The sequence below is a fragment of the Paenibacillus sp. NPDC058367 genome (assembly GCF_042723305.1).
Classification (GTDB): Bacteria; Bacillota; Bacilli; order Paenibacillales; family Paenibacillaceae; genus Paenibacillus_AQ.
Genome location: NZ_JBHXIZ010000008.1, coordinates 26948 through 50960, shown reverse-complemented (window position 1 = coordinate 50960; position 24013 = coordinate 26948). Strand labels below are relative to the sequence as shown.

18 protein-coding genes and 1 other annotated feature are annotated in these 24013 nt (G+C 46.0%); of the genes, 16 read left to right on the top strand and 2 right to left on the bottom strand.

From position 1 onward, the window contains the following. Positions 1-641: 641 nt before the first annotated feature. Positions 642-1691, top strand: a complete 1050-nt coding sequence (locus ACFWMP_RS28275) for an acyltransferase family protein (protein ID WP_379425572.1) — start codon at positions 642-644, stop codon at positions 1689-1691. Between the two features lie 98 nt (positions 1692-1789). Here the strand turns inward: ACFWMP_RS28275 and ACFWMP_RS28270 are convergent, their stop codons facing one another. Continuing rightward, positions 1790-2002, bottom strand: a complete 213-nt coding sequence (locus ACFWMP_RS28270) for a hypothetical protein (protein WP_379425570.1) — start codon at positions 2000-2002, stop codon at positions 1790-1792. Between the two features lie 305 nt (positions 2003-2307). Here ACFWMP_RS28270 and hemA point away from each other — a divergent pair, with 305 nt between their 5' ends. From hemA to ACFWMP_RS28255, 3 genes are read left to right on the top strand one after another with little or no spacing between them, the layout of a single operon-like run. Then, the gene (hemA, locus tag ACFWMP_RS28265) at positions 2308-3705 is read left to right on the top strand and encodes a glutamyl-tRNA reductase (protein WP_076286482.1); all 1398 of its coding nucleotides are present in this window, start codon (positions 2308-2310) and stop codon (positions 3703-3705) included. A gap of 5 nt (positions 3706-3710) precedes the next feature. Next, positions 3711-4538, top strand: a complete 828-nt coding sequence (gene ccsA / locus ACFWMP_RS28260; RefSeq protein ID WP_076286483.1) for a cytochrome c biogenesis protein CcsA — start codon at positions 3711-3713, stop codon at positions 4536-4538. 5 nt (positions 4539-4543) lie between these two features. Beyond that, positions 4544-5191, top strand: a complete 648-nt coding sequence (locus ACFWMP_RS28255) for a precorrin-2 dehydrogenase/sirohydrochlorin ferrochelatase family protein (protein WP_379425567.1) — start codon at positions 4544-4546, stop codon at positions 5189-5191. A gap of 37 nt (positions 5192-5228) precedes the next feature. On the opposite strand, the gene ACFWMP_RS28250 is transcribed toward ACFWMP_RS28255, so the two are convergent. After that, positions 5229-5570 carry a hypothetical protein gene (locus ACFWMP_RS28250; protein ID WP_379425565.1) on the bottom strand — a complete coding sequence of 114 codons (342 nt, stop codon included), beginning with the start codon at positions 5568-5570 and terminating at the stop codon, positions 5229-5231. Between the two features lie 173 nt (positions 5571-5743). On the opposite strand from ACFWMP_RS28250, the gene hemC reads away from it, so the two are divergent. The 12 genes from hemC to ACFWMP_RS28190 all read left to right on the top strand — a co-directional run bounded on the left by hemC (position 5744) and on the right by ACFWMP_RS28190 (position 24000). Further along, positions 5744-6697 carry a hydroxymethylbilane synthase gene (gene hemC, locus ACFWMP_RS28245; RefSeq protein ID WP_379425563.1) on the top strand — a complete coding sequence of 318 codons (954 nt, stop codon included), beginning with the start codon at positions 5744-5746 and terminating at the stop codon, positions 6695-6697. Positions 6698-6702: 5 nt separating this feature from the next. After that, positions 6703-8250 (top strand): uroporphyrinogen-III C-methyltransferase, encoded by a 1548-nt coding sequence (cobA, locus tag ACFWMP_RS28240; protein WP_379425561.1) that lies wholly within the window; start codon positions 6703-6705, stop codon positions 8248-8250. A gap of 359 nt (positions 8251-8609) precedes the next feature. Beyond that, positions 8610-9608 (top strand): porphobilinogen synthase, encoded by a 999-nt coding sequence (gene hemB / locus ACFWMP_RS28235; RefSeq protein ID WP_042191201.1) that lies wholly within the window; start codon positions 8610-8612, stop codon positions 9606-9608. Positions 9609-9686: 78 nt separating this feature from the next. Continuing rightward, complete coding sequence (gene hemL / locus ACFWMP_RS28230) at positions 9687-10988, top strand: glutamate-1-semialdehyde 2,1-aminomutase (protein WP_379425558.1); 1302 nt, start codon at positions 9687-9689, stop codon at positions 10986-10988. Then, entirely contained in the window at positions 10985-11920 is a 936-nt protein-coding gene (locus ACFWMP_RS28225; protein ID WP_379425556.1) for an RluA family pseudouridine synthase, read from the top strand. Before hemL ends, ACFWMP_RS28225 begins: the two co-directional genes overlap by 4 nt. A gap of 361 nt (positions 11921-12281) precedes the next feature. Beyond that, positions 12282-13652 (top strand): LysM peptidoglycan-binding domain-containing protein, encoded by a 1371-nt coding sequence (locus tag ACFWMP_RS28220; RefSeq protein ID WP_076300732.1) that lies wholly within the window; start codon positions 12282-12284, stop codon positions 13650-13652. Positions 13653-13993: 341 nt separating this feature from the next. Next, positions 13994-14277: a binding site (T-box leader), on the top strand. Positions 14278-14339: 62 nt separating this feature from the next. After that, positions 14340-17069 (top strand): valine--tRNA ligase, encoded by a 2730-nt coding sequence (locus tag ACFWMP_RS28215; RefSeq protein ID WP_379425553.1) that lies wholly within the window; start codon positions 14340-14342, stop codon positions 17067-17069. Between the two features lie 5 nt (positions 17070-17074). After that, positions 17075-18451 carry a bifunctional folylpolyglutamate synthase/dihydrofolate synthase gene (locus ACFWMP_RS28210; protein ID WP_042191194.1) on the top strand — a complete coding sequence of 459 codons (1377 nt, stop codon included), beginning with the start codon at positions 17075-17077 and terminating at the stop codon, positions 18449-18451. A 6-nt stretch (positions 18452-18457) separates the two neighbouring features. Then, entirely contained in the window at positions 18458-19837 is a 1380-nt protein-coding gene (gene murC, locus ACFWMP_RS28205) for a UDP-N-acetylmuramate--L-alanine ligase (protein WP_379425550.1), read from the top strand. 281 nt (positions 19838-20118) lie between these two features. Then, a complete protein-coding gene (locus ACFWMP_RS28200) occupies positions 20119-21285 on the top strand; it encodes a GGDEF domain-containing protein (protein ID WP_379425549.1) in 1167 nt (388 codons plus the stop codon). A 36-nt stretch (positions 21286-21321) separates the two neighbouring features. Then, positions 21322-22479, top strand: coding sequence for a GGDEF domain-containing protein (locus ACFWMP_RS28195; protein WP_379425547.1), 1158 nt, complete (start codon positions 21322-21324; stop codon positions 22477-22479). 336 nt (positions 22480-22815) lie between these two features. Then, positions 22816-24000, top strand: a complete 1185-nt coding sequence (locus tag ACFWMP_RS28190) for a glycosyltransferase (RefSeq protein ID WP_379425545.1) — start codon at positions 22816-22818, stop codon at positions 23998-24000. The last annotated feature ends 13 nt before the right edge of the window (positions 24001-24013 follow it).

Sequence of the window (24013 nt, the reverse complement as noted above, 5' to 3'; positions counted from 1 at the left end):
CAATAAAAGTTGAAAAACTCGAGAAATTTTGAACCACTGAATAATGACAGATCGTATAATAGTTAATATGACGATTTTTAGAACTAGTAGCTGCTAATATTTCATTCAGGCTTCTACAACCTAATAATTAATTTCAAATCAAACCATCTAACCGTAGTGCTCCTACGGTTTTTTATTTGTCACTTTCTCAATCTAAGTGCGACAGTTCGTTTATGAAGTGCCCCATGCTCTTACCGCGATTAGAAACTAACGAATCGAGCTCCCATGACGAGTAGGGGGAGCGAAGCCCTTTCCTACTCGATGCTATTTTTAGTTATCTACTGCTGAGCAGTATCGTCCGATTACGTTAATAAAGCCAATTCTTAATATATTGAATCTGCTTTTCCTGTTGTTTTTTTTCAATGAATATCCAAGAATAATAAATCAACCAAAATACAGTAGTCAGCAAAAACACATAAGATGTTTGACCTGCTGAAAGAATGTAAATTAAAAGCAGTTCAATTATTAGAAATAAACTATTATGTTGTATATCCTGTCTTGGAAGTTATCATAAAAAGAAGTGAACAGTATGGTCCTACTATGATGTTATCTACAATTTTTTTGGTACAATTAAATAATTTGAATATGAAAGGGAAAATCAAATGTCTACGAAAGATAGAAAACCCTGGTTAGATATTGCAAAAGGTATCGGAATTACATCTGTCGTGGTGGGGCATTCCGGACACCCAATTGCTCAATATCTATTTTGGTTTCATATGCCTTTATTTTTTATTATTTCTGGTTTTCTGTTCAAGCCTTTAAATGATTGGAAAGAAATAAAAATATGGTCCGAAAAAAAAGCCCAACAATTGTTAATTCCTTACTTATCATTTGGGGTCATCATTTCAGTTTTTCTCTTTTTCGAAGACTTATCAATAGTAAAATTCTTTAAGAATATTATTAAATTAGGATATGGTGGAGAAGAATTAAGTGGAGCTTATGGAGTTTTTTGGTTTGTGACTTGTCTTTTTTTAACAAAGATTTTTTTTGCGTTTATGCAATTGGCTATTAAAAACAAAATAGCACAACTTAGTTTAATTATATTATCCTACTTTTTAGCACACTTAATAGCTTGGTCACCAGTATTGAGCAATTTTAAAACACCCTGGAATTTTGATGTTGTTACACTATCTATAGTTTTTTATGCTATTGGTTTTTTCGGAAAAGAATATTTACAAAATACTATTACTAAAACAGGTGCACTTTTCCTTAGCTTTACTTCAGCACTAATAATTATGATTCTAGAAAAATTAAAAATAATTAACTACCAACTTGATATGAAAGCGAATTTATATAACAGTGTTGTATTAGATTTTTTGATCCCCATTATTTTTAGTGTTTTTATTTTGTTGTTCAGTTATAAAATCTCTACACTCCATAAGCATAATGTTTTTAAGTATTTTGGTGTAGCATCATTAACAATAATGTACTGTCACATACCAATCAATATGGCAATACATAAATTTATAGGAAACTACAACGCAATAATCTACATCTTACTTGGGATTTTCCTGCCGGTAGCTATTCATTTTATTTTACAAAAATTCAAACCTACTAGAATTTTGTTTCTTGGTATTTCTAAAGACAACCAAGTTGCCAGTGATAACAAAATGATATTAGCCACAGCGCAAACAGATCAAGAGCGAGTTTAAAATGTCTCGCTTTTTTATCTCTAAGTTTTCCCGATTCTTAATTACAATTGACTTTGTGTGCGACAGTATCTCCCAGCCAGCATTCTGCAAGGCTCGATCTATGACCAACTCTTGTAATCTCCAGTACCCACGTTATCAGTGATAATTGCAACTCCTGCGATCCAACTCTTTGCATCAAGCAGACCCTTGAGGTAAGTATCCGCCGCCTCAGTCCGGCCTTCATCGTCAATGAGCGTAAATAACGCTTTCATACTCGCGTACTTGGTTGCTTTCAGCTTTCCGGTTCGGAATAACTTCGCACTATCCCCCAACTGTGCAGCAAGAAAAAATGAGCATTATCATATATATAAAATGAATAAATTCCCTACCCACTTCCACCAACTAATAATTAATCACAAAATAACCCATCCTAACCGTAGCGAACCTGCGGTTTTTTATTTATAATAATTATTATCTGGATTTCATAAAGCGTTCAAAAAATCTGTAAAAAGTCGTATTTTCGTGTGATATACTTAACACAGTGTTTTGAGATGTTGTGAAAGTGAATATTATGTAAAAATATTCTTTAATATAACTGTACACAGTAATGAATAGAGACTAGGATGGTGAACTATCGATGCACATCGTCGTCGTTGGCCTGAATTATCGTACGGCTCCCGTGGAGGTTAGGGAACAGTTTGCTTTTGCGGAGAGTGATCTTCCGGCAGCGCTTCATCAATTGATGAAGACGAAGGGTGTGCTGGAAGGGGTCGTAGTAGCCACCTGCAACCGTACGGAAATTTATGTGGTCATGGACCGCCTTCATATGGGGGGCTATTTCCTCCGCGGCTTTATGGAGCAGTGGTTTGGAGTGAAAAATGAGCAATTTGCACAGCATATGTATATATATGAAGACGAGCAGGCGATTGCGCATTTGTTCCGCGTGACCTGCGGCCTGGATTCCATGGTGATTGGCGAGACGCAGATCCTGGGACAGGTACGGAGTTCTTTTCTCACAGCTCAGGCTGAGGGTGTAACTGGAACTTGGTTCAATCGGTTATTTAAACAAGCGGTGACACTCGGCAAGAGAGCACATAGTGAAACGTCAATCGGCGAAAGCGCAGTATCTGTCAGTTATGCGGCAGTGGAGCTGGGCAAGCGGATTTTTGGCATGTTCACTGGTAAAAGAGTTCTGATTCTCGGCGCCGGCAAAATGAGCGAGCTCACTGTAAAGCATTTATATAGTAGTGGTGCGGCTGAGGTGATTGTCGCTAACCGTACGCTGTCACGTGCGATTGAACTGGCAGAGAAGTTCTCGGGTAAGCCAAGCACGATTGAAGATGCGCTAAAAACTCTTAATGAGGTAGATATCGTGATCAGCTCAACGGGAGCTGACGGGTATGTGCTTTCGGCAGATCAGGTAGCGAATGCTATGAAGCGTCGCCCTTCGCGGCCGCTTTTTATGATTGATATAGCTGTACCCCGTGATATTGATCCTGCAGCGGCTAATGTGCCAGATGTTTTTTTGTATGATATTGACGATCTGGAGGGCATTGTGGAAAGTAACCTGGAAATGCGCCGGAGTGAAGCTGCGAAGATTGAAGTGATGATCGGTGAGGAAATGGATGAGTTCCAGCTGTGGCTTAAGACGCTTGGCGTGAGACCGGTAATCCGGGCGCTTCAGGATAAGTCGAATGCGATTCATGAGGAAACGATGGAGAGTCTGTTCAATAAGCTGCCTGAGCTGGACGAGCATCAGCGCAAGGTGATCCGTCGCTTGACCAAAAGCATTGTGAACCAAATGATGCATGATCCAATCAATGTAATTAAAGAGATGTCCGGTGGCAAGCAGGGGAATGAAGCTCTTGATTATTTCTCCAAAATCTTTGCGCTACAGGAACAGCTCGAATCTAATTCAGATGGCGGAGATTCCGCCCCGGTTAAGCAGTCTAGTTCCACAGAACGTACTGCCGGTAGCGGCGATTTTTCTGTGCCTAAGACGGTGCTTGCTCCGGCAGGCCTGTTGGGTAGGTGAGTGATATGCAACTGCTGAACGGAATATATGATGCCGCTCTGCTGCTATATGCCCTGAGCCTGCTGTTTGTTTTCTCGGATTGCCTTTATCGCAACCCGAGTGGGAAGCGGTTAGGCACGGGGCTTCTTGTTGTTGTGGGTCTTTTGCAAGCTGCAGGACTGGGGATTCGTTTCTCTCAGGAGAAGGGACTGCCCATTTTCACACCTTATGATTTCTTGTTCTGGTTTGCATTTAGTATTGTGCTGACTTCGCTTGCGGTGGCTTTTACACGTGGAGGCGAGTTTACGATTCTGCTGCTTAGTGTGGCTGGATTCTGTGTTTTTCTCCTAAATCGGGTGTGGCTGACGGCGGGGGGACATACGCTTGAGACTTGGAGCTCGGTGTATGGCTGGTTGACAATGCATGTGATTTTGGCCAATTTGAGTTTTGCTGCACTGACACTTGGGACGGTATTTGCAATATTGTACTTATTCCTGCACACCAGACTCAAAAGCAAGCAATGGAGTGACCGAATTCGTCGTTTGCCGAACTTGGAGACTACAGATAAATATTCTTACACCGCTATTCTGGTGGGGACTCCTTTGCTGGCAATCTCTCTGGTGGTGGCTAGCTTATCTATTGTTTCTGAGGGACGGACACTATTATTGAAGGATTTAAAAGTACTAACGACACTAATTGGCCTTGGAATTTACATATTTTATATTATCTTTAAGAAATCCGGGCGGAAAAGTGGAGTAAGTATGGCTCGCTGGGCGATTTTAGGATATGCTTTTACTATCTTGAATTTTTTGTTGAATTCTTTATCTGGTTTTCACGGTTGGAGCGGGGAGTGAAGAGCATGACTCGGTATTTGCCCATAATGCTGGATTGTGAAAAGCAACAGGTTGTGGTTATTGGCGGTGGTGCCGTGGCTGAACGGAAGGTGAGTGGGCTGCTGGAAGCTGGAGCGGTGGTTAAGATGATTAGTCCCTCTTTGACAGATACGCTTGCCTCTCTAGTGAAAAAGGGTCTCATGACCTGGCAAGACCGCCCTTATGCTCCCGGAGATCTCCGTGGGGCCTTTCTCGTATATGCAGCCACTAACGATAGAACGGTTAATGAAGAGGTTGCACAGGAGTCTAGGCGACTTGGCATTCATGTGAATGTGGCTAGCCATGCGGAAGCGGGGGATTTTATTACGCCCGGAGTTGTACGGAGGGGTCGTTTGACGGTAGCTGTATCTACTTCGGGTGCTGGTCCGCTTGTGGCTGCGAAGATTAAAAGTGTGCTTGAAGAGGCGCTGGATGCGGCGTATGAGCCATATTTGGATTTTGTACATACCATGCGAACCCGGATTAAGGAACAAGAATCTTCTGCTGAAGTTCGTGGCAGACTTTTGCGGAAGCTTGGGACGCTCGATGTGTTGAATGAAATGAGAAACGGTAGCTTTATCGCGTGGAGCCCGGAGGATATGGATGCTTGGATTGCTGATCATCGGGCGGAGTAAAAGTGCGCGTGGACACTGTGAAGATTACAAAATTAGGTTAGATTAATGATATGAGTACGGCTAAAGTGGCTGAAATGGTCGAATAAGCGGTATAAGTACCGTTGTATTGGGCGAAAGTGGCTGAAATGGTCGAAAGAACGGTATAAATCCCGATGAATTGGCCTGTAGTGGCTGAAATGGTCGAAAGAGCGGTATAAGTACCTTTGAATTGAGCTGAAGTGGCTGAAATAGTCGAAAGAGCGGTATAAGTACCGCTGAATTGGGCTGAAGTGGCTGGGATAGTCAAAAGAGCGGCAAAAATACCCCTTAATTGAGTAATAGTGGACAAAAGAGATAAATGAAGGGTATAAATACCCTTGAATTGCACTAAAACACTCATATCAGCCAAAGGAGGGGCAAAAATACCCCTAAATTGAGCTATAACCGACGAAGGAGCTAAATAAAGGGCATAACTGCCCTTTAATAGTGCGGAGTAGCTTTTGGTTAGTTTGGATTACTATATACGGTCTACGGTGAAGAGTAAGAGGCAGACGTAATCAGGAGGAATGGACAATGCGTAAGATTATTGTGGGGAGTAGACAGAGTGCGCTTGCGTTGACGCAGACAGGGCACGTGATTGCGGATCTGGAGCGACTGAGCGAGGAGCATGGTTTTGGATTCACTTTTGAAGTGAAAAAGATTGTTACCAAAGGGGACCGTATCCTAGATGTCACCTTGTCCAAGGTAGGCGGCAAAGGGTTGTTCGTGAAGGAAATCGAGCAAGCGATGCTGGACGAAGAAATCGACATGGCGGTGCACAGCATGAAGGACATGCCCTCCGAGCTGCCGGATGGGCTGATCAACGGTGCTGTGCCGAAGCGCGTCGATCCGCGCGATGCACTGATCTCTAACGGAGGCGTCTCGCTGGACGAGTTGCCTCAGGGCGCACGCGTAGGCACAAGCAGCCTACGCCGCTCCAGCCAGCTAGCTGCGCTGCGGCCTGATCTGGTCATTGAGCCCGTGCGCGGCAACATTGACTCGCGGTTGGGCAAGCTGGAGAGCGGCGAATACGACGCGATCCTGCTTGCAGCAGCGGGGCTGTCGCGCATGGGCTGGCAGGATCGCGTGAGCGCCTACCTGCCACCGGAAGTTTGCCTGCCCGCTGTAGGGCAGGGCGCACTCGGCATCGAGTGCCGCGCAGATGACGCCGACCTGCGGAAGCTGCTGGCGTTATACAACGACGCCGATACAGCGTTGACGGTGGCGGCTGAGCGCACGTTCCTTGGCGTGCTGAACGGCGGCTGCCAAGTGCCGATTGGTGCTCATGCGGTGCTTGACGCAGCCGCGGAAGCCACTACTGCGGAGCACAAAATAATTTCCTTAACCGGAATGGTGGGAACACCTGACGGTTCAACGATTTTGAAAGAAACTTGCACTGGAGTGGACCCGGTACAGCTTGGCGAAGAAGTCGCTAAGAAGCTGATCGCAAGAGGAGCGGAGAAGATACTGTCAGACGTTAGGGGATGAGGGGATTGACGGGGAAGGTTTATTTGGTAGGTGCAGGTCCCGGGGACGCAAAGCTGATTACTGTAAAAGGCCTCGAGTGTATCCGAAAAAGCGACGTGCTGGTGTACGACCGGCTGGCAAGTCCTAGATTGCTGAAATGCATGAAGCCCGGCGGCGAGAAGATTTATGTAGGCAAGCTGCCGGATCGCCACACGATGAAGCAGGAAGAGATTAATCAATTGTTAGTTGATCTGGCTTTACAAGGGAAAACAGTGGTGCGGCTGAAGGGTGGGGACCCTACGATTTTTGGCCGCGTAGGTGAAGAAGCGGAGCTGCTTCGCAAAAATGGGATCTATTACGAAATCGTACCGGGTATCACGTCGGCGATCAGCGTACCTGCTTATGCGGGTATACCTGTCACGCACCGCGATCATGCTTCTTCCCTGTCGATTATCACCGGACATGAGAGTCCAGATAAACTGGATCATTCCATTCATTGGGATAAAGTAACGAATGCCACGGGGACGTTAGTGTTCCTGATGGGCGTAGCTAAAATAGGATATATCAGCGCCCAGCTGATCAAGCATGGGCGCCCGCCAGAAACACCAGTGGCGCTGGTGCGCTGGGGTACTCGCGCAGATCAGGAGACACTGACGGGAACCCTCGCCGATATTGAGGCGAAGGTGAAGGCGGTGGATTTTCAGCCGCCGGCCGTCATCGTCGTTGGCGACGTGGTGCTGCAGCGGGAGCAGCTCAAGTGGGCTGAGGCGATGCCGTTATTCGGCAAACGCATCGTGGTGACACGGGCTCGCAGCCAAGCGAGCGAGCTGGTGGATATGATTGAGGAACTCGGCGGGGAACCCTACGAGTTCCCGGTGATCGAGACGATCATGCCGGAAGGCGCAGAGAAGAAGGAGAAGATTGCAGCGGCGTTTGGCGCGCTGGAATCGTACGACTGGGTATTCTTCACTAGCCCGAACGGCGTGGAGTTTTTTTGGCGCCACTTGGCGGAGCAGGGGGCGGACATTCGGGGGCTTCACCGCGCAAGGATTGCAGCGGTGGGGCCGGGTACAGCAGCCGCGCTGGCGCAGCGCGGGGTGATTGCTGAGGAGCTTCCGGCGAAGTTTCAGGCGGAAGGTCTGATTGAGAAGTTCGGTCCCCAGCTGCTGCCGGGGCAGAACGTGCTGTTGCCGCGCGGCGATCTGGGGCGCGACTGGCTGCCGGACAAGCTGAGAGAGCTTGGCCTTCAAGTCACAGACGTCGATACCTATGAGACGGTTGTGACGGGTGAGGATGACGACGAGCTGTTGAAGCTGCTTGAGGAGGGGCGCGTTCACGCGGTGACTTTCACCAGTTCTTCGACGGTGCGCAATTTCATCCACATTCTGAAAAGAATGGGGCTCGAAGATCCACTCCCATTGCTAGCTAACGTGAAAATAGCCTGCATCGGGCCATTAACTGAGCAGACTGCCGTGGAAGCGGGATTTACTCCGGGACTGCTACCTGAAGAAGCAACTATTAATAGTCTGGTTCAGGAGCTCTGCCGCTGGAATGCGGAGACTAGGCTCAAGTAGTTTCATAGAGATAGGTGAGTAATAGCCATATTAATATAAGTAATCATAGATTTGCGTCACTACTACAAACACACAGCCGCCATTTTAGTTGTAGTTTATACAATAGAATCTCTTAAATTAAGAACCAATTTCAATTCTACTGCACTCTGTACACTCAAAAGCTGGGTATAAGCACAAAATGAGTCCTCTAGTAGTCAAACAGTTGTATAGAGTGCATTAGAATGTGATTTCGAAGCATTTGAAGTCTTTTCTATTGCACATTCTGCAATGAAATCAGATTGTTAACTAACTGGCAGTTAGACGGGCAAACTATAAATGTCCGTTGTGTCTATATATTTTATTTTCAGGAGGATGAACAAATGAGCTTTCCAATTACACGTCACCGTCGTCTACGCGGTTCAGCTGGAATTCGTGGTATGGTGCGGGAGACCGTACTGAATGTGCTGGATTTTGTACAGCCTATATTTGTGACTTATGGAACAGGTGTGAAGAATGAGATTAGCTCGATGCCGGGCGTGTACCATTTTTCACTGGATACTTTAAAAGCAGAAGTGGACGAGATTGCCGCACTAGGCATTCCGGCTGTACTGTTATTCGGGATTCCTGAAACGAAGGATGCAATCGGTTCTTCCGGTTTCGCAGAGGATGGAATTGTGCAAGAGGCTACTCGCTTGATCAAGCAGTGGTACCCTGAGCTGTTGGTCGTTGCAGATACCTGCCTTTGTGAATTTACGGATCACGGACATTGCGGGATGGTGCATACGCATACGGTAAATGGTGTGGTACACGGTGATGTCATCAACGATGCTTCGCTAGAGCTGTTGACCCGTACGGCGGTATCCCAAGCTAAAGCTGGAGCAGATATAATTGCCCCTTCGAATATGATGGATGGATTCGTACATGCGATTCGTGCGGGACTAGATGAGAATGGCTTTGAGCATGTGCCGATTATGTCGTATTCGGTCAAATATGCTTCGGCATTTTATGGCCCTTTCCGCGAAGCTGCGGATTCAGCGCCACAGTTCGGAAATCGCAAAACCTATCAAATGGACCCTGCCAATCTGCGCGAAGCGCTCCGTGAAGCAGAATCCGATGTGCTGGAAGGTGCAGATATGTTAATGGTGAAGCCAGCTCTGGCTTACTTGGACGTGATTCGTACGATTCGCGACCAATTTGATTTACCTCTTGTGGCTTACAATGTGAGTGGCGAATATTCCATGGTAAAAGCAGCAGCGCTGCAAGGCTGGATTGACGAGCAAGCCGTTGTGCTGGAGATGCTGACTGGTATGAAACGCGCCGGCGCGGACATTATTATTACTTATTTTGCAAAAGATGCTGCGCGCTGGCTGCGTGGTTAATCTCAATCACAACGATATCGCTGCATAGGCAGCTGCCTTATACCTGTGTGACCAAGAACAGAATAGGAGTGAAGATAGATGAGTAATGAGCCAATAGCGCGTAAAGAGGAAGCGTCCCGCAAGGCTTTTGATGAAGCAAAACAATATATTCCCGGTGGGGTGAATAGCCCTGTACGGGCGTTCAAATCCGTAGGATTGACTCCGATTTATGTGGATCATGGGATCGGATCGCGTATTTATGATATCGACGGCAACAGCTTTATCGACTATGTATGCTCATGGGGACCGCTGATTATGGGTCATGCGCATCCTGAGGTTGTAAAGGCATTGCAGGAGACGGCGGTAAAAGGGACAAGCTTTGGTGCACCAACTTTACTTGAAACTGAAATGGCAAAAACGGTTGTCGAACGTGTATCCTCAGTAGATATCGTACGTATGGTTAACTCCGGAACCGAAGCTACGATGAGTGCAATTCGTTTGGCACGTGGTTACACGGGACGCAGCAAAATTTTGAAATTCGAAGGCTCCTACCATGGTCACGCGGATAGTCTGCTTATTAAAGCGGGTTCCGGTGTAGCCACATTAGGTCTGCCGGACAGCCCAGGTGTTCCCGAAGGTGTGGCAGTAAATACGATTACAGTTCCATACAATGATTTGGAGTCCACTCAGATTGCTTTCGAACGTTTTGGCAGTGAGATTGCCGCAGTGATCGTAGAGCCGATTGCCGGCAACATGGGTGTTGTACCACCACTTCCGGGATTTCTGGAAGGACTTCGCAAGTTAACTTCAGACAATGGATCTTTGCTTATCTTTGATGAGGTAATGACAGGCTTCCGTGTCAATCGTGGCTGTGCTCAAGGCTTGTTCAACATTACTCCGGATATTACTTGCTTCGGCAAAGTTATCGGTGGAGGACTTCCAGTCGGCGCTTATGGCGGCAAAAGAGAGATTATGGAGCAAATCGCTCCTACGGGACCGATCTATCAGGCTGGCACACTTAGTGGTAATCCATTAGCGATGGCGGCAGGACTCACTACACTGAAGCTGCTGACACCGGAAGTATATGATCGTCTTGAGCAATTAGGGGCGCGTCTAGAGGCAGGCTTGAAAAAGAATGCAATCGAGACCGGTGTTCCACTGACAATTAACCGCGTGGGCTCGATGGTCTGTCCGTTTTTCACGGAAGGACCAGTAACTAACTTTGAAACAGCCAAGACTAGCAACACGGATCTATTCCGTCGTTATTTTGGTCATATGCTGAGCCAAGGCATTAGCGTGCCACCTTCACAGTTTGAAGGTATGTTCGTGTCGGCTGCGCATAGTGAGCAGGATATTGATGATACCATTGAGGGCCACTATAATGCCCTGAAGGCCCTTTGAGTATTGGAGCCGGAGAACGAACCGGTGGTGGAGCTTGGACTAGACGTGGGGAGTGGCTGGAAGTAACACCCGGCAAAATCATTACAGGAGCCGAGGATTCTGAAGCTGCAATTGATAAGTGGCTGCTGGAAACTGTAGGTATGCCTGAGAAGCTTCATCTGCGTCTGCGCCGTGAGGGGGGCATTCAGTGGAAGGGAGATCGACTGCGACTGGCACTTTTTCCGGATCGTGAAGCCGGCATTGAACCAGTATGGGAAGAGCTTGAGGTGCTGTATGAGGATGATTTTTGCATGGTTGCCCACAAGCCGGCAGGCATGGCGGTTCATCCGGATGGTAGTGGGTTAGGTGTAACGCTGGATCACCTTGTAGCTGCGCATTATGTCGCTACCGGTGTTAGTGTAGCTGTAAGGCATATTCACCGACTGGACAAGGATACAACAGGCCCGGTGATGTATGCGAAGAATGAATTCGCTCAGCTTGTCCTAGACGAGAATATGCGTGAAAAAAGCATCTCACGGCTCTACGCCGCGATCGCCCGAGGCACAGTGCCGCCTACGCTTAAAGTGATCGACGCGCCGATTGGGCGCGATCGTCATCATGCGGCGCGGAGAAGAGTCTCACCCGGCGGACAGTCCGCCGTGACTCGAATCCTCGGACGCGAAGCACTGCATGGCGGGAGCCTGGTGCATGTGCAGCTGGAGACCGGACGGACGCATCAGATTCGCGTCCATCTCAGCCATATGGGTCATCCCTTGTATGGGGATGCGCTATATGGCGGCCCGGTCTGGGCTTCCAGCGCTAGTGGCCGACATGCGCTCCATGGCGAGCTGCTGTCTTTCCGCCACCCTTGGAGCGGTGAACAACTGGAAGTAAGCGATCCGTGGCCGGAGGATATGCTTCAGCTGCGGGAGCTGCTGTCTGAAGCGCCTTGACGGCTACGTTATAAACCTGAGAATCGTGGTATCAGCAAATGCTGGTATTACGGTTCTTTTTTTATCTATTTTTTCGTAGGGTATATAATTTTCTGTTTTTTCAGAAAGAAGCATCTATCTATGTCCTAATAGCAAAAGCAGCATATAATACTTTGTTCATGCGGAGTAGTTCATCTATTGGCCGGCAGATAGGTTCGAATAGTCCCTGAATTTATGAAATTAATAGCATCCTGTCCGGTTAGTGCTACCAAAGTTGTCATGCCTTTCTGTTTGAAGCATATACATGTGGGGAGTAACATTTTGGGCTTATGCTCTGGGCCTGTCTCAGGGTTAGATTATGCCAAGAAGGAGGACATATCCCGTGTTTGATCAGTCCCACGGCTTGCGGTTTGATATTTATGAACGCATTCACCTATCGGAAGAGCTTCCGGGAATAGCTGAGCTGGAGGAGGTTGAACTACTTCCGGAAATCCAGGTGATTCAGCGGGAGGATCGTGCCGAGTTATATGGTCAGCTGTTGCTTACCGGACTCTACCGGAGTGAAGATGACCGAACACAACGTCTGGAGCATGCCATTCCCGTTGAAATCACAGTTCCGCTTACACGCGTCAGCTCGATTGAAGATATCGGGGTGGAGATCGAGAATTTTGATATTGATCTGCTCACGATGCGCACAGTGAATATAACAGGCGTATTATCACTGCGGGGAATCGGTGGTGCGGAGCCTCAACCACAACCGGCCTGGCAGCAGGAAGAGTACACAGTTGCCTATTCCCCTCTCAGTGATGACAGGGTAATCGAAGCATCTGCAGAGAACCAAGAGCACGAAACTGATGCACTTTATGAAAATTCTCAGTGGACCTTTGGCGAGGATGCATCGGAGGTTGCCGTAGAAGAACATGAGCATGCTGAAGCTAATGCAGACGCATCAGAGGCTCCACTGGTCTCAAGTGGAGCTGGTCATTCGTCCCCTATAGTGAATTTCTCATCCGCTCATGAGAAGGACAAGGGCGCGAAAGCTCGGACGCATAGTCTGGATTCGCAAACAGAGGATTCCAAAGCAGGAATAGCGGATTACTGGTTTAAAGCTGAGTCACAGAATGAAGCTGAGGCCACTCAGCTGAATCAAGTTAGCCAGGCGAGTCAAGCGGATCAGGAGCAAGAAGCTGAATATACTTTTGCTTCAAGAGAAACCGCTGTTCCAGCAGCTAATGCTGATGTGGATCAAGATATTGCCGTATTCGCTTCGGAAAACGAGGCCAATAATGAGCTTCATGCACAAGAAGAGAATGCTCAGCCGATCCACGAGAATACGAATGAAGTTTTTGTTTCTCAAGAGACTGTGCCACAGTCAGAGGAGAAGCAAGATCTTAAGATTGCGCTAGGAAGCAAGAAAGATGCTGAGGCTCCAGTCAAAGAACATCTCACCTTCTCTTCATTACTCAGCTCTAGTCGTTCTCGTAAAGAACAAGAGGCTCTCCTATCTGAAGGAAATGCATCGGCTGCAGCGATCATTCCAGAGGCCGGAAATAATACGGAGTGGAAGAGCAGATTCATTGCTGGAGCAGATGGCGCTAACCTATTCCGTAAGGTTCGCCTTTGCATCGTGCAGCGTGAAGAAACGCTGGATACAATCGCAGAGAAATATCAGCTAAGTGCGCGGGAGCTGGGAATGTATAATCGATTGTCTGGGCAGAGTGTAGAAGAAGGGCAAGTGTTGTACATTCCGTAATTGAATTACAATGCGTACTCATATGAATAGGTGAATCCCGATCTGATAGTAGATCGGGATTTTTGTCAAATATAAGAATATATAAGTTTCACGTTATACATTATCCTTATATTTCTCGAATAAACGCTTACCCTCCGTAAAAGGATGTCGAAGGCGTTTATTCTTGTGTGACCGGAGAACGTTAGAATGTGGGGTATCTAACCAACGCAGAGTGATGAATCGAATGAAAATTCGACATATGCACGCTATAAGTCGAAATTCCGCTTAAAGTCCCGCTGTAGAAGCCTATTCAGGTTGACTAGGGATGACTCAAAATGTATTATGGAGTAAGCAATATCTAAGTAAAGACTGGGAACGGGAAGAGTAGGCGGTCAGCCCTTCAGAGAGCGGAATGCAAGTGCTGTGACATTCCGTAGGATACAGCCACCGAAGTCGCCCCGGAGTCGCCCTTCTGAGCTTGTCTTCATGGATATGAAAGATAAGTTAGGATGTGGCCGGTAGCAGCCGTTATCTGTACGAGTGTCGCGCTAAGCTTCTGAACCGTAAGGTGAAAGAAGTGCAGGTTTATTTTTCATTGGCGCGAAACAAAGGTGGTACCGCGAAAGAATGGCCTTTCGTCCTTTGAGACGAGGGGTCTTTTTGTTTTTTAGAAACCAACTACAAGTAACCAAGTGGAGGTATCAAAGAATGGCTGACCAAAACAATCTAACAGCGGCAGAGTTGCCGAACTTGCAAGATACAGCGGCAGATGCTGCCGCTGCAAATGATTCTAAGAATGAAGTGCCAACCACGTATGATCCGAAATCGGCAGAAACCAAGTGGTATTCCTATTGGACAGAGGGTGGATATTTCCGTGCAGGCGGGCGTCCAGATGCAAAAGCATACAGCATTGTAATCCCGCCACCAAACGTAACGGGAATGCTGCACATTGGTCATGCGCTTGATTTTACGCTTCAGGATATCCTGATTCGTACAAAACGGATGCAAGGCTTCGACACGTTGTGGCTACCAGGTACGGACCATGCCGGTATCGCAACGCAGACAAAGGTAGAGCAAAAGCTGCGTGAGCAGGGAATTTCTAGACATGATCTCGGCCGCGAGAAGTTCCTGGAGCAGGTGTGGGAGTGGAAAGATAAATATGCGAACACCATTCATGAGCAGTGGGCTAAGATGGGGCTTTCCCTTGACTATTCCCGCGAACGTTTTACCCTGGATGAAGGGTTGTCGAAAGCTGTACGCGAGGTATTCGTTAAGCTCTATAATAAAGGCTTGATCTACCGCGGCAAACGCATTATCAACTGGGACCCGGCGGCTCGTACAGCATTGTCGGATATCGAGGTTGAATATAAAGAAGTTAATGGTCACTTGTATCATCTGCGTTACCCGCTCAAAGACGGTAGCGGATTTATTACAGTAGCGACCACACGTCCGGAGACCATGCTGGGTGATACAGCGGTTGCTGTTCATCCGGAAGATGATCGTTATAAAGATCTGATCGGCAAAACGTTGATCCTGCCGATTATTGGCCGTGAGATTCCGATTATCGCTGATGATTATGTAGACAAAGAGTTTGGTAGTGGTGCGGTTAAGATTACACCAGCTCATGATCCGAATGACTTCGAGATGGGTCAACGTCACAATTTACCGCAGATTAACGTAATGGATGAGAGCGGTACGATGAATGAAGAAGCAGGACCTTACCAAGGTCAAGACCGGAGTGTATGTCGTAAGGCCATTACTGCTGACCTGAAGGAGCAAGGTGTGCTGATCAATATCGAAGATCATGTGCATCAAGTAGGACACAGTGAACGCTCTGGAGCGGTTGTTGAGCCGTACTTGTCCACACAATGGTTTGTAAAGATGCAGCCACTGGCTGAAGCTGCCATCAATGCACAGAAGGATGGGAACGGGGTTAACTTTGTACCGGACCGTTTCGAGAGAACTTACCTGAACTGGATCGAGAACGTACGTGATTGGTGTATTTCCCGTCAGCTGTGGTGGGGACATCGTATTCCAGCATGGTATTCCGAGTCTACTGGTGAATTGGTTGTGGCAAATGACGAGGAAGAAGCGCGCCGGATCAGTGGTCTAACCGACTTGAAACAGGACGAAGATGTACTGGATACCTGGTTTAGCTCTAATCTGTGGCCTTTTGCCACACTAGGATGGCCAGATGAGAACAGTGCAGATTTCAAACGCTATTATCCGAACGATGTGCTCGTAACAGGCTACGATATTATTTATTTCTGGGTAGCGCGGATGATCTTCTCAGCTCTTGAATTTACCGGAGAAAAACCTTTCTCAGATGTATTGATGCATGGTTTGGTACGGGATTCCGAAGGTCAAAAAATGTCCAAATCACTCGGGAATGGCGTAGACCCCCTTGAAGTAATCGAGAAGTATGGCGCAGATGCAATGCGTTACATGATTTCTACCGGAAGTACAGCTGGACAGGATCTACGCTTCCGTTGGGAAAAGGTTGAGCAGGCACGTAATTTCGCCAATAAGATCTGGAATGCATCACGCTTCGCGTTGATGAATTTGGAAGGCGTAAGCTTTGAAAATATTGACATTTCGGGTGAGCTAAGTACTGCTGATCGCTGGATTTTGCACCGTCTGAACGAAACTTCTCGTGAGATTACGCGTCTAATTGACTCGTACGAGTTCGGTGAGACCGGTCGCCAGCTGTACAACTTCATTTGGGACGATCTATGTGACTGGTATATTGAGTTCGCGAAGCTGTCACTTTACGGATCAGACGCCGCGGCCAAAGCGAAGACACAGTCTGTACTTGCCTATGTACTAGACCGCACAATGCGCTTGATTCATCCGTTTATGCCGTTTATTTCGGAAGAAATCTGGCAGCACCTTCCGCATGAAGGGGAGACGATTACGCTGGCTGCATGGCCGGAGTATGATGCTGCTCTGGAGAATCCGCAAGCCGTAGCGGAAATGAACCTGCTGATGGATGTAATCCGGGCCGTTCGTAATATCCGGGCTGAAGTGAATGTACCGATGAGCAAAAAGGTTGAATTGATCATCAAAGCGGGTAATGAAGAGACGCTGAGTATTATCACCCGTAACGACAACTACATTGGACGCTTCTGTAATACGTCTTCCTTCGAAGCTGGCCTGAATCCAGAAACGCCGGATAAGGTAATGTCCGCTGTAGTAACAGGAGCAGAACTGCTTCTGCCATTGTCGGGACTCATTGATATTGAACAAGAAATCGCTCGTCTGGAAAAAGAAGTGCAGACGCTGAACAGCGAAGTAGAACGCGTAGAGAAAAAGCTGAGCAATCAAGGCTTCGTGGCCAAAGCTCCTGCTAAAGTTATCGAAGAGGAACGGGCGAAGCAGGCGGATTATTCTGCTAAACGTGAGAAAGTACTTGCCCGCATCGCAGAGCTGAAAGGATAAGAGACATGGATGACCTAAATCGGGGCGGAAGTACCGCCCCTCTTGCGACATACACCGAAGCGGTTGATTGGATCAAGAGCCTAATCCCTTTTGGGATACGGCCAGGTTTAGATAGAATCGAGATGTTGATGGACAAGCTGGGAAATCCGCACCGTCGGCTGAAGTTTATTCATGTGGCGGGTACGAACGGCAAAGGTTCAACTTGTGCTTTTTTGACTAGTGCACTTATACAAAGCGGCTATTCAGTAGGCACCTTTACATCTCCGTATATTACAAAGTTCACGAACAGGTTCCAATATAATAATACGGACATCTCTGAAGAAACGCTTGTCGAGCTGGTTAACCAATTACGTCCACTAGTCCAAGAAATTTCGGAAACGGAGTTTGGCTCACCTACGATGTTCGAGGTAACTACAGCTGTAGCCATTCTATTTTTTGCGGGCGTCTCTTGTCCTGATGTTGTCGTATGGGAGACCGGGCTTGGGGGAAGGCTGGATGTAACGAACATCGTGACTCCGATTGTTTCTGTGATTACTAATGTTGGTCATGATCACATGGATATTTTGGGAGATACGCTAGAGAAGATTGCAATGGAGAAAGCCGGAATTATTAAGACGGGCGTACCTGTTGTTAGCTGCGTAACTCAGCCGGAAGTCGTAGCGGTTCTGAAAGAGAAAGCAGCGGCTTGCCGCTCTACTCTTTATCTTGCCGGAGAAGATTTTAGCTATGAGGCTAATGAAATCCGTGAGGATGTGCAGACTTTTCATTTTAAGGGTCCCTTTCGTTCGCTTGAACTTGGGATCGTAATGAAAGGCGAGCACCAGATTAGCAATGCGGCAGCTGCCATGATGGTACTTGAGGTTCTGCGTCAGTATATGGCCTTTATGCTTGAGGATGAAGATGTGCTTGAAGGTTTGCGCCACGCATTCTGGGCTGGAAGGCTGGAAGAGGTAAGCAAGTCTCCAAGGATTGTACTGGACGGAGCACATAATCCGGAAGGTGCGGAGAGTCTTGCAAAAAGTCTGCCTCAGCTCTATCAATACGGTAAATTAAATTTACTTATGGGAATGCTGTCAAATAAGCATCATGAATCCTACTTTAAGCATATACTGCCTATAGTGGATACGCTCATCCTGACCGAACCGGATTTCCAGAACAAAATGGACGCGGAGAATCTGCAAGTTATCGCAGAAAGTCTGCGGGAGAAATATGCCAAGGAAAACTTGGCAATCATAGTAGAACATAATTGGGGAAAAGCGCTGCAGCTACTGAAGTCGATTACAGCGGAGGATGACCTTGCCGTCGTATCTGGTACGCTGTATTTAATCTCTGACGTACGCGGTACACTTTTGCAGCAACCCGATACTGAAAAAGGCTGGTGACGACTGTTGGATACTACTGAACGTGTGCATTTTATAGGGATCGGCGGCTACGGAATGAGCGCGATTGCCCGGGTAATGCTAGAAATGGGATATACAGTTACGGGCTCCGATGTGGCTGCCCAAGAATTAACGGATAAATTGATTGCTAAAGGTGCCAAGATTTATATCGGGCATACAGCAGAACAAGTAAAAGGTGCGGATCTAGTCGTATACTCTACGGCTTTGTCTAGTGATAATGTGGAATGGGTGGAAGCTGAGCGTCTTAAGATTCCAATTCTGCATCGTTCGCAAATGTTAGCCCGTTTATTGAATGAACGTAAAGGGGTAGCCGTTGCTGGAGCACACGGGAAAACTACCACATCCTCCATGATTGCACTTGTGATGGAAGAGTGCGACGTTGATCCAACGTATATTATCGGTGGAGAGATTATGAATGTAGGTACGAATGCAAAGGCGGGACAAGGTGAGTTTGTAGTAGCGGAAGCGGATGAGAGTGATGGCTCTTTCCTGCACTATCACCCTTGGCTTGGGATCGTTACGAATGTTGAAGCGGATCACTTGGAAAATTACGACGGAGACTTTAACCGTCTTAAAGCTGCATACGTGCAGTTCATGAACCAAACGCGCGAAGATGGAACTGCTATAGTATGCGCTGATGACGAGAATGTGATCTCTCTTTTACCTGAAGTAACAGGTAAGGTGATTACTTATGGCATCAAGTCGAACACTGCAGATTATATTGCCACTGATATCGTTCTAGGCGATCGTCAGGTATCGTACACGATGAATCATAATGGAGAAGTGCTTGGACGGATTGAACTCTCTGTTCCCGGACAGTACAATCTTTATAATTCAATGGCAGCGGTAATCGCTTGTTTGAAATCAGGGATTTCTTTCGAGAAAATCGCTGTAGCGATTGTGAAATTCCATGGTGCGAAGCGCCGTTTTCAAGTGCTCGGAGAAGTCAATGACATTCTGGTCATTGATGATTATGCGCATCATCCTACAGAGATTCAGGCAACGATCAGTGCTGCCAAGGCAACAGGAAAACGGATTATTGCGGTATTCCAGCCTCAGCGCTATACACGTACTTTCTTCCTGTTAGATGCTTTCAGCCGTGCCTTTAGCGAAGCCGACGAAGTCATCATCACCGATATTTACTCTCCGGCTGGAGAGAAACAGATCGAAGGTGTTACTTCTGCGAAGCTGGTTGAGCTAATCGTTAAGAACAGTAATGCGGGCGCGAGACATCTGCCAACCAAAGAAGATGTTCTAGCTGATCTGACACCTCGTATTGCTCCAGGTGATCTGGTGATTACGATGGGCGCAGGCGATATCTGGAAGGTCGGATACGCACTGGCAGACGGGTTGAAGAAGAAGCATTAAGTTTACAAATTGAGGCTAATTCGAGGATATTTATATTCTCTATTCAATAGCACTTCCCCAAAATTTCGTTCAGATAATCCTTGTGTTTATCTGAAGGGAGTTTAGAGGGAAGTGTTTTTTTGGTATTGTTAACGTATTTACTGATATAGTTATAAAGTGCTATAGTGCTGTCAGAAGAGGATCGATTTTTCAACGTATATTTGGGATCCCCACAAAGTACCCGAGTACGCATCGAAGCAAAGCCGCACTTTGTGGGGATATTTTCGCATAGGTGGTGACGTATGAGCTCCCTGCTTGAAATTAGAACACTGATTTATTTGTTTATTTCCGGAAATTTATTTATATTGCTGCTTATAACCAATTATCGAAGTACCGCTGTTAAAGATACAGCCTCCACCTTGTTCATCCGATCAAAGGAAGTGCAGCTACTCTTTTGGTGTTCGATTTTATTATGGGATTATCTCCCTCATGCGTTGTCCATTCCGCTTAGCAATGCTCTGATCCTTGGAGGGTGCTGTCTAGAAATTACAGCGTTACTGCTGATGATGGGAATACTGGGGCCAAAAATAAAGCGATATTACATCATCCTTTCGGTATTGAGCACAATTAGTTTTAGTATCATCGCATTATTTTTTAATCATTCCAACTTGCGCATCGCTTGTACTTCACTTTGGTCTATACTATTTATAGTTTATCCAGCTTATCATCTAACTGTGAATAAAAAGGCTACCCCTCTTCAAAAAATATTAGGCGTATTATTTTATGTATTTGCAGCGATTATGCTGATGCGGGCGCTTGTTGCATTGATTTGGGAGCCCGAGATGAATGTGTTCTCCACCAATCTTACGCAGTATTTGTATTATCTGGGGATGTATTTATTATTTATTGTGGGGGCTGCCGGTTTTATTCTACTCTCAAATGAGCATTCCTTCGTCAAACTAAAAAGAATAGCTAGTTATGATGATTTGACTGGGATTCTAAACCGTGGGGCATTTCTTCAGGAAGCGGAGATAAAGCTTGAAAAGGCAGTTCGAGAGCATGCCTACTTCTCATTTTTGCTATTGGATTTGGATTATTTTAAACAGGTCAACGATACTTATGGTCATGATACCGGTGACATTGTGCTGGAAGAGTTCGCATCGACGATTAAAGATAATCTCGGAAATGGCGATTTGTTTGGCAGACTAGGGGGCGAGGAATTCGCAGTCATACTCTGTGGGGTAGATGAGCAGAGCTGCGACCAGAAAGCTGAAGCGCTTCGTGAGGCGATAATGAAAACTTCCACTAATAAGGTTCAACAGGGGTACACAGTTAGTATAGGTGTAATTACGATCATGCCAGATCAGGAGATTTCGATAAATAAGTTGTACAAGCTAAGCGACAAGGCATTATATCAGGCCAAACAAGAGGGAAGAAATAGAGTCATCAGATACCGATATGTATACTGAGAGTCAGGAATACTAGGGGAGGTGAACTTCACTTATATGCATCTGGATCTCCAGACACTGCTGGTGTGTCTCTTTTTGTGGCAATCGTTCACGGTGCTGCTTATCGTGGTGTATCGTTTGCGTTATCCGCAGGAACAGACTTCTTCATTGTTTATTACAGCAAAATATTTGCAACTAGCAGCCTTGATCCTCTTATTACTGAAGGATTTTATAGATACACTACTTAGTCTACCGATCATAGCACTTCTTGCTTTGGCTGGAGGCACGCTCGAAAGCTTGGCGCTTCTAATGCTTCTCAGAGTGTTCGGGAGCAAAGTGGAGAGATATTATTCTATATTATTCGGAGTATCCATTCTAGTTGTGGTGCTTATGTATTTGTTGATGCCAAAGGATCCTCTCGTTATTCCAGTCGCTTGTCTGGCTGGAGTTCTGATTATAGTCTATCCTGCTTATATACTATGTCTGAAGGTCATGGAGACTTCGCTACAAATAATAATGGGACTGCTATATTGTCTTGTCATCTTGTCGTTGGCGGGGAGAGCCTTAGAACCGCTGTATTCCGTATTAGGAATCAATACACAAGTTGCACAATTTCTTTATTTGTTTTTTTATCTCGGGATTTATTTGTATATGTTTCTAGGAACCGCGGGAATTATGCTGCTTTATAGAGAAGATTCCTTTGCAGAAATGGAGCGGGTAGCAACTTATGATGAGTTGACCGGTATTTTGAATCGCAGGTCGTTCGTTCTGCGTGCTCGGCCTTTAATAGCTGCTTCAGCGATGAAGAAACTGCCCTATTCTTTTTTACTGCTGGATGTCGATCACTTTAAGAGCATAAATGATAATTACGGCCATAATACAGGTGACCAAGTACTAACTGATTTGGCGTCTAAAATAGAGCAGCAGCTTGGTCATGGTGATCTGATCGGAAGATTTGGGGGAGAAGAGTTCGCAGTGCTCCTGCACAGAGCCGATGAGAAGAGTAGTGATGTTATTGCTGAAGGAATGCGCACAGCTGTTATAGGTTCAATGATTCATGGTGTACCGCTGCACTACACGATAAGTATTGGAGTCATTACGATAGAATCGGGCGAACGTTTTTCACTAAATAATCTCTACAAACTTTGTGATAATGCATTGTATCAAGCTAAGAAAAAGGGTCGGAACTGCGTTGTTAGAAGCTACGAAATATAAAAGTGTCTTCCTTTCGTCATTAGATGAGGAAGACACTTTTTTGTTTGCATAGAAAATAGTTCAGAATACCTAACGAGTATAAAATTTTGGAATAGACAATTCATGTTCGTGTATTACTGGAAAAGTAGTTTTTTTGCTTGAATCTTCAAAAAAATAGCGATATATATAGGTTTATCGCAATGATTTTCGAATAAAGCATGAAAATATATAAAAATTTTAAAGGTTTCCCTATAAATCGACAAAAATTTTAAGTGAAATGAGTTACTATTGAACTGCATCTAAAGTTGCAGTGATAAGTAGAGAGGATTTATATAAAAAATTCAAGGAGCCAGAGTCATGCGAGAAAGAATGCTGTTCCTTTCAGCACAGAATCAAAGCGCAGAGGATCTAGAAGGAGAAATGAGAACAGGGAGTATTCTCGAGATTTTGCTAGGGAAATTTGATATTGATTTGCTGACGTATGCCAGTACGCACAAGGATATGTCTACAAATGATGGAGCTGCACTAACGGTTCATTACATTAACGGGTGCATTACCTCGTGGAGATCTATGCTGCGTCCCTTACATATATTACGGAATTTCACTAATCGGAGTCATGCGGAGAAAGACATGAAGAGTACCATCATGGAGCTTTGTAGATCGAATAATTACAGACATGTATTTATATCGCATAGCTTGCTGGGAAATTGCATTGATATGGTTCGTAATCTGCTTCCTGAGGCCAGTGTTATTACAGATACGTATCGTTTTGAGAGCGGGCTTGCCGTTGGAAAAGAAATTGGGAAGCCGAGCAGCAGTAATCCTTATTATAAACTAAATGAGGCTTTGGTTCGGCGGAATAAGCGGAGACTAATGAATAAAACGGGTGTACTCTTGGCCACCTCGGAATGGGATGCCCTTTCATTCAAATCTCTATCCTTTGCGGATGCCCGTAAAGTTCATGTTGTTCCTCATTTCATAAAAATGAATGAATACGACGCTTTTACTGAGCCTGTTGCAAAAGAAAATTCAATGGTTCTGCACTGGAATATGAACACCAGACAGGGGATTAAGGCTGCCCAAAACTTCTTTAAGAAAAGCTACCCTTTGATTAAAGAACAAGTGCCTGATATCAAGTGTTACATCACCAGTCATGAGGTTCATATGGATGTATTGTCGCTTGTAAAGGATGATGTATCAGTTATTATCACCGGACCTTTGAAACCGTCTGCTGATTATATACGTCGTGCTAAAGCGGTTCTTGTGCCTATCCTTGAAGGTTGTGAAGTCTCCAGAAATATTCTGGAATCATGGGCACTCAAAACGCCGGTGGTTACAAGTTCTATAGTATGCGAGCGATTGAACTGTGAGCATAACCGTAATATTTTGCTTGCTAATACCTCAGTTGATGTTGTTGCTAGCGTAATAACGTTGTTGAAGAATCCTGAGATGGCAACGATTATTGCTGATCGGGCGCATCGCACATTGTTGAAGGATTACGAAGTGAATTATGTGAAGAACAAGATTCTTAGTCTTGTGTAAAAGGTACGCCCGA

Excerpts from the sequence above, each read along its gene's own strand:
- ACFWMP_RS28250 (WP_379425565.1), bottom strand. The coding sequence starts at position 5,570 with ATGAGTGTTTTAGTGCAATTCAAGGGTATTTATACCCTTCATTTATCT.
- ACFWMP_RS28275 (WP_379425572.1), top strand. The coding sequence starts at position 642 with ATGTCTACGAAAGATAGAAAACCCTGGTTAGATATTGCAAAAGGTATC.
- hemA (WP_076286482.1), top strand. The coding sequence starts at position 2,308 with ATGCACATCGTCGTCGTTGGCCTGAATTATCGTACGGCTCCCGTGGAG.
- hemL (WP_379425558.1), top strand. The coding sequence starts at position 9,687 with ATGAGTAATGAGCCAATAGCGCGTAAAGAGGAAGCGTCCCGCAAGGCT.
- ACFWMP_RS28190 (WP_379425545.1), top strand. The coding sequence starts at position 22,816 with ATGCGAGAAAGAATGCTGTTCCTTTCAGCACAGAATCAAAGCGCAGAG.
- ACFWMP_RS28195 (WP_379425547.1), top strand. The coding sequence starts at position 21,322 with ATGCATCTGGATCTCCAGACACTGCTGGTGTGTCTCTTTTTGTGGCAA.
- ACFWMP_RS28200 (WP_379425549.1), top strand. The coding sequence starts at position 20,119 with ATGAGCTCCCTGCTTGAAATTAGAACACTGATTTATTTGTTTATTTCC.
- ACFWMP_RS28255 (WP_379425567.1), top strand. The coding sequence starts at position 4,544 with ATGACTCGGTATTTGCCCATAATGCTGGATTGTGAAAAGCAACAGGTT.
- ACFWMP_RS28210 (WP_042191194.1), top strand. The coding sequence starts at position 17,075 with ATGGATGACCTAAATCGGGGCGGAAGTACCGCCCCTCTTGCGACATAC.
- hemC (WP_379425563.1), top strand. The coding sequence starts at position 5,744 with ATGCGTAAGATTATTGTGGGGAGTAGACAGAGTGCGCTTGCGTTGACG.
- hemB (WP_042191201.1), top strand. The coding sequence starts at position 8,610 with ATGAGCTTTCCAATTACACGTCACCGTCGTCTACGCGGTTCAGCTGGA.
- ACFWMP_RS28215 (WP_379425553.1), top strand. The coding sequence starts at position 14,340 with ATGGCTGACCAAAACAATCTAACAGCGGCAGAGTTGCCGAACTTGCAA.
- ccsA (WP_076286483.1), top strand. The coding sequence starts at position 3,711 with ATGCAACTGCTGAACGGAATATATGATGCCGCTCTGCTGCTATATGCC.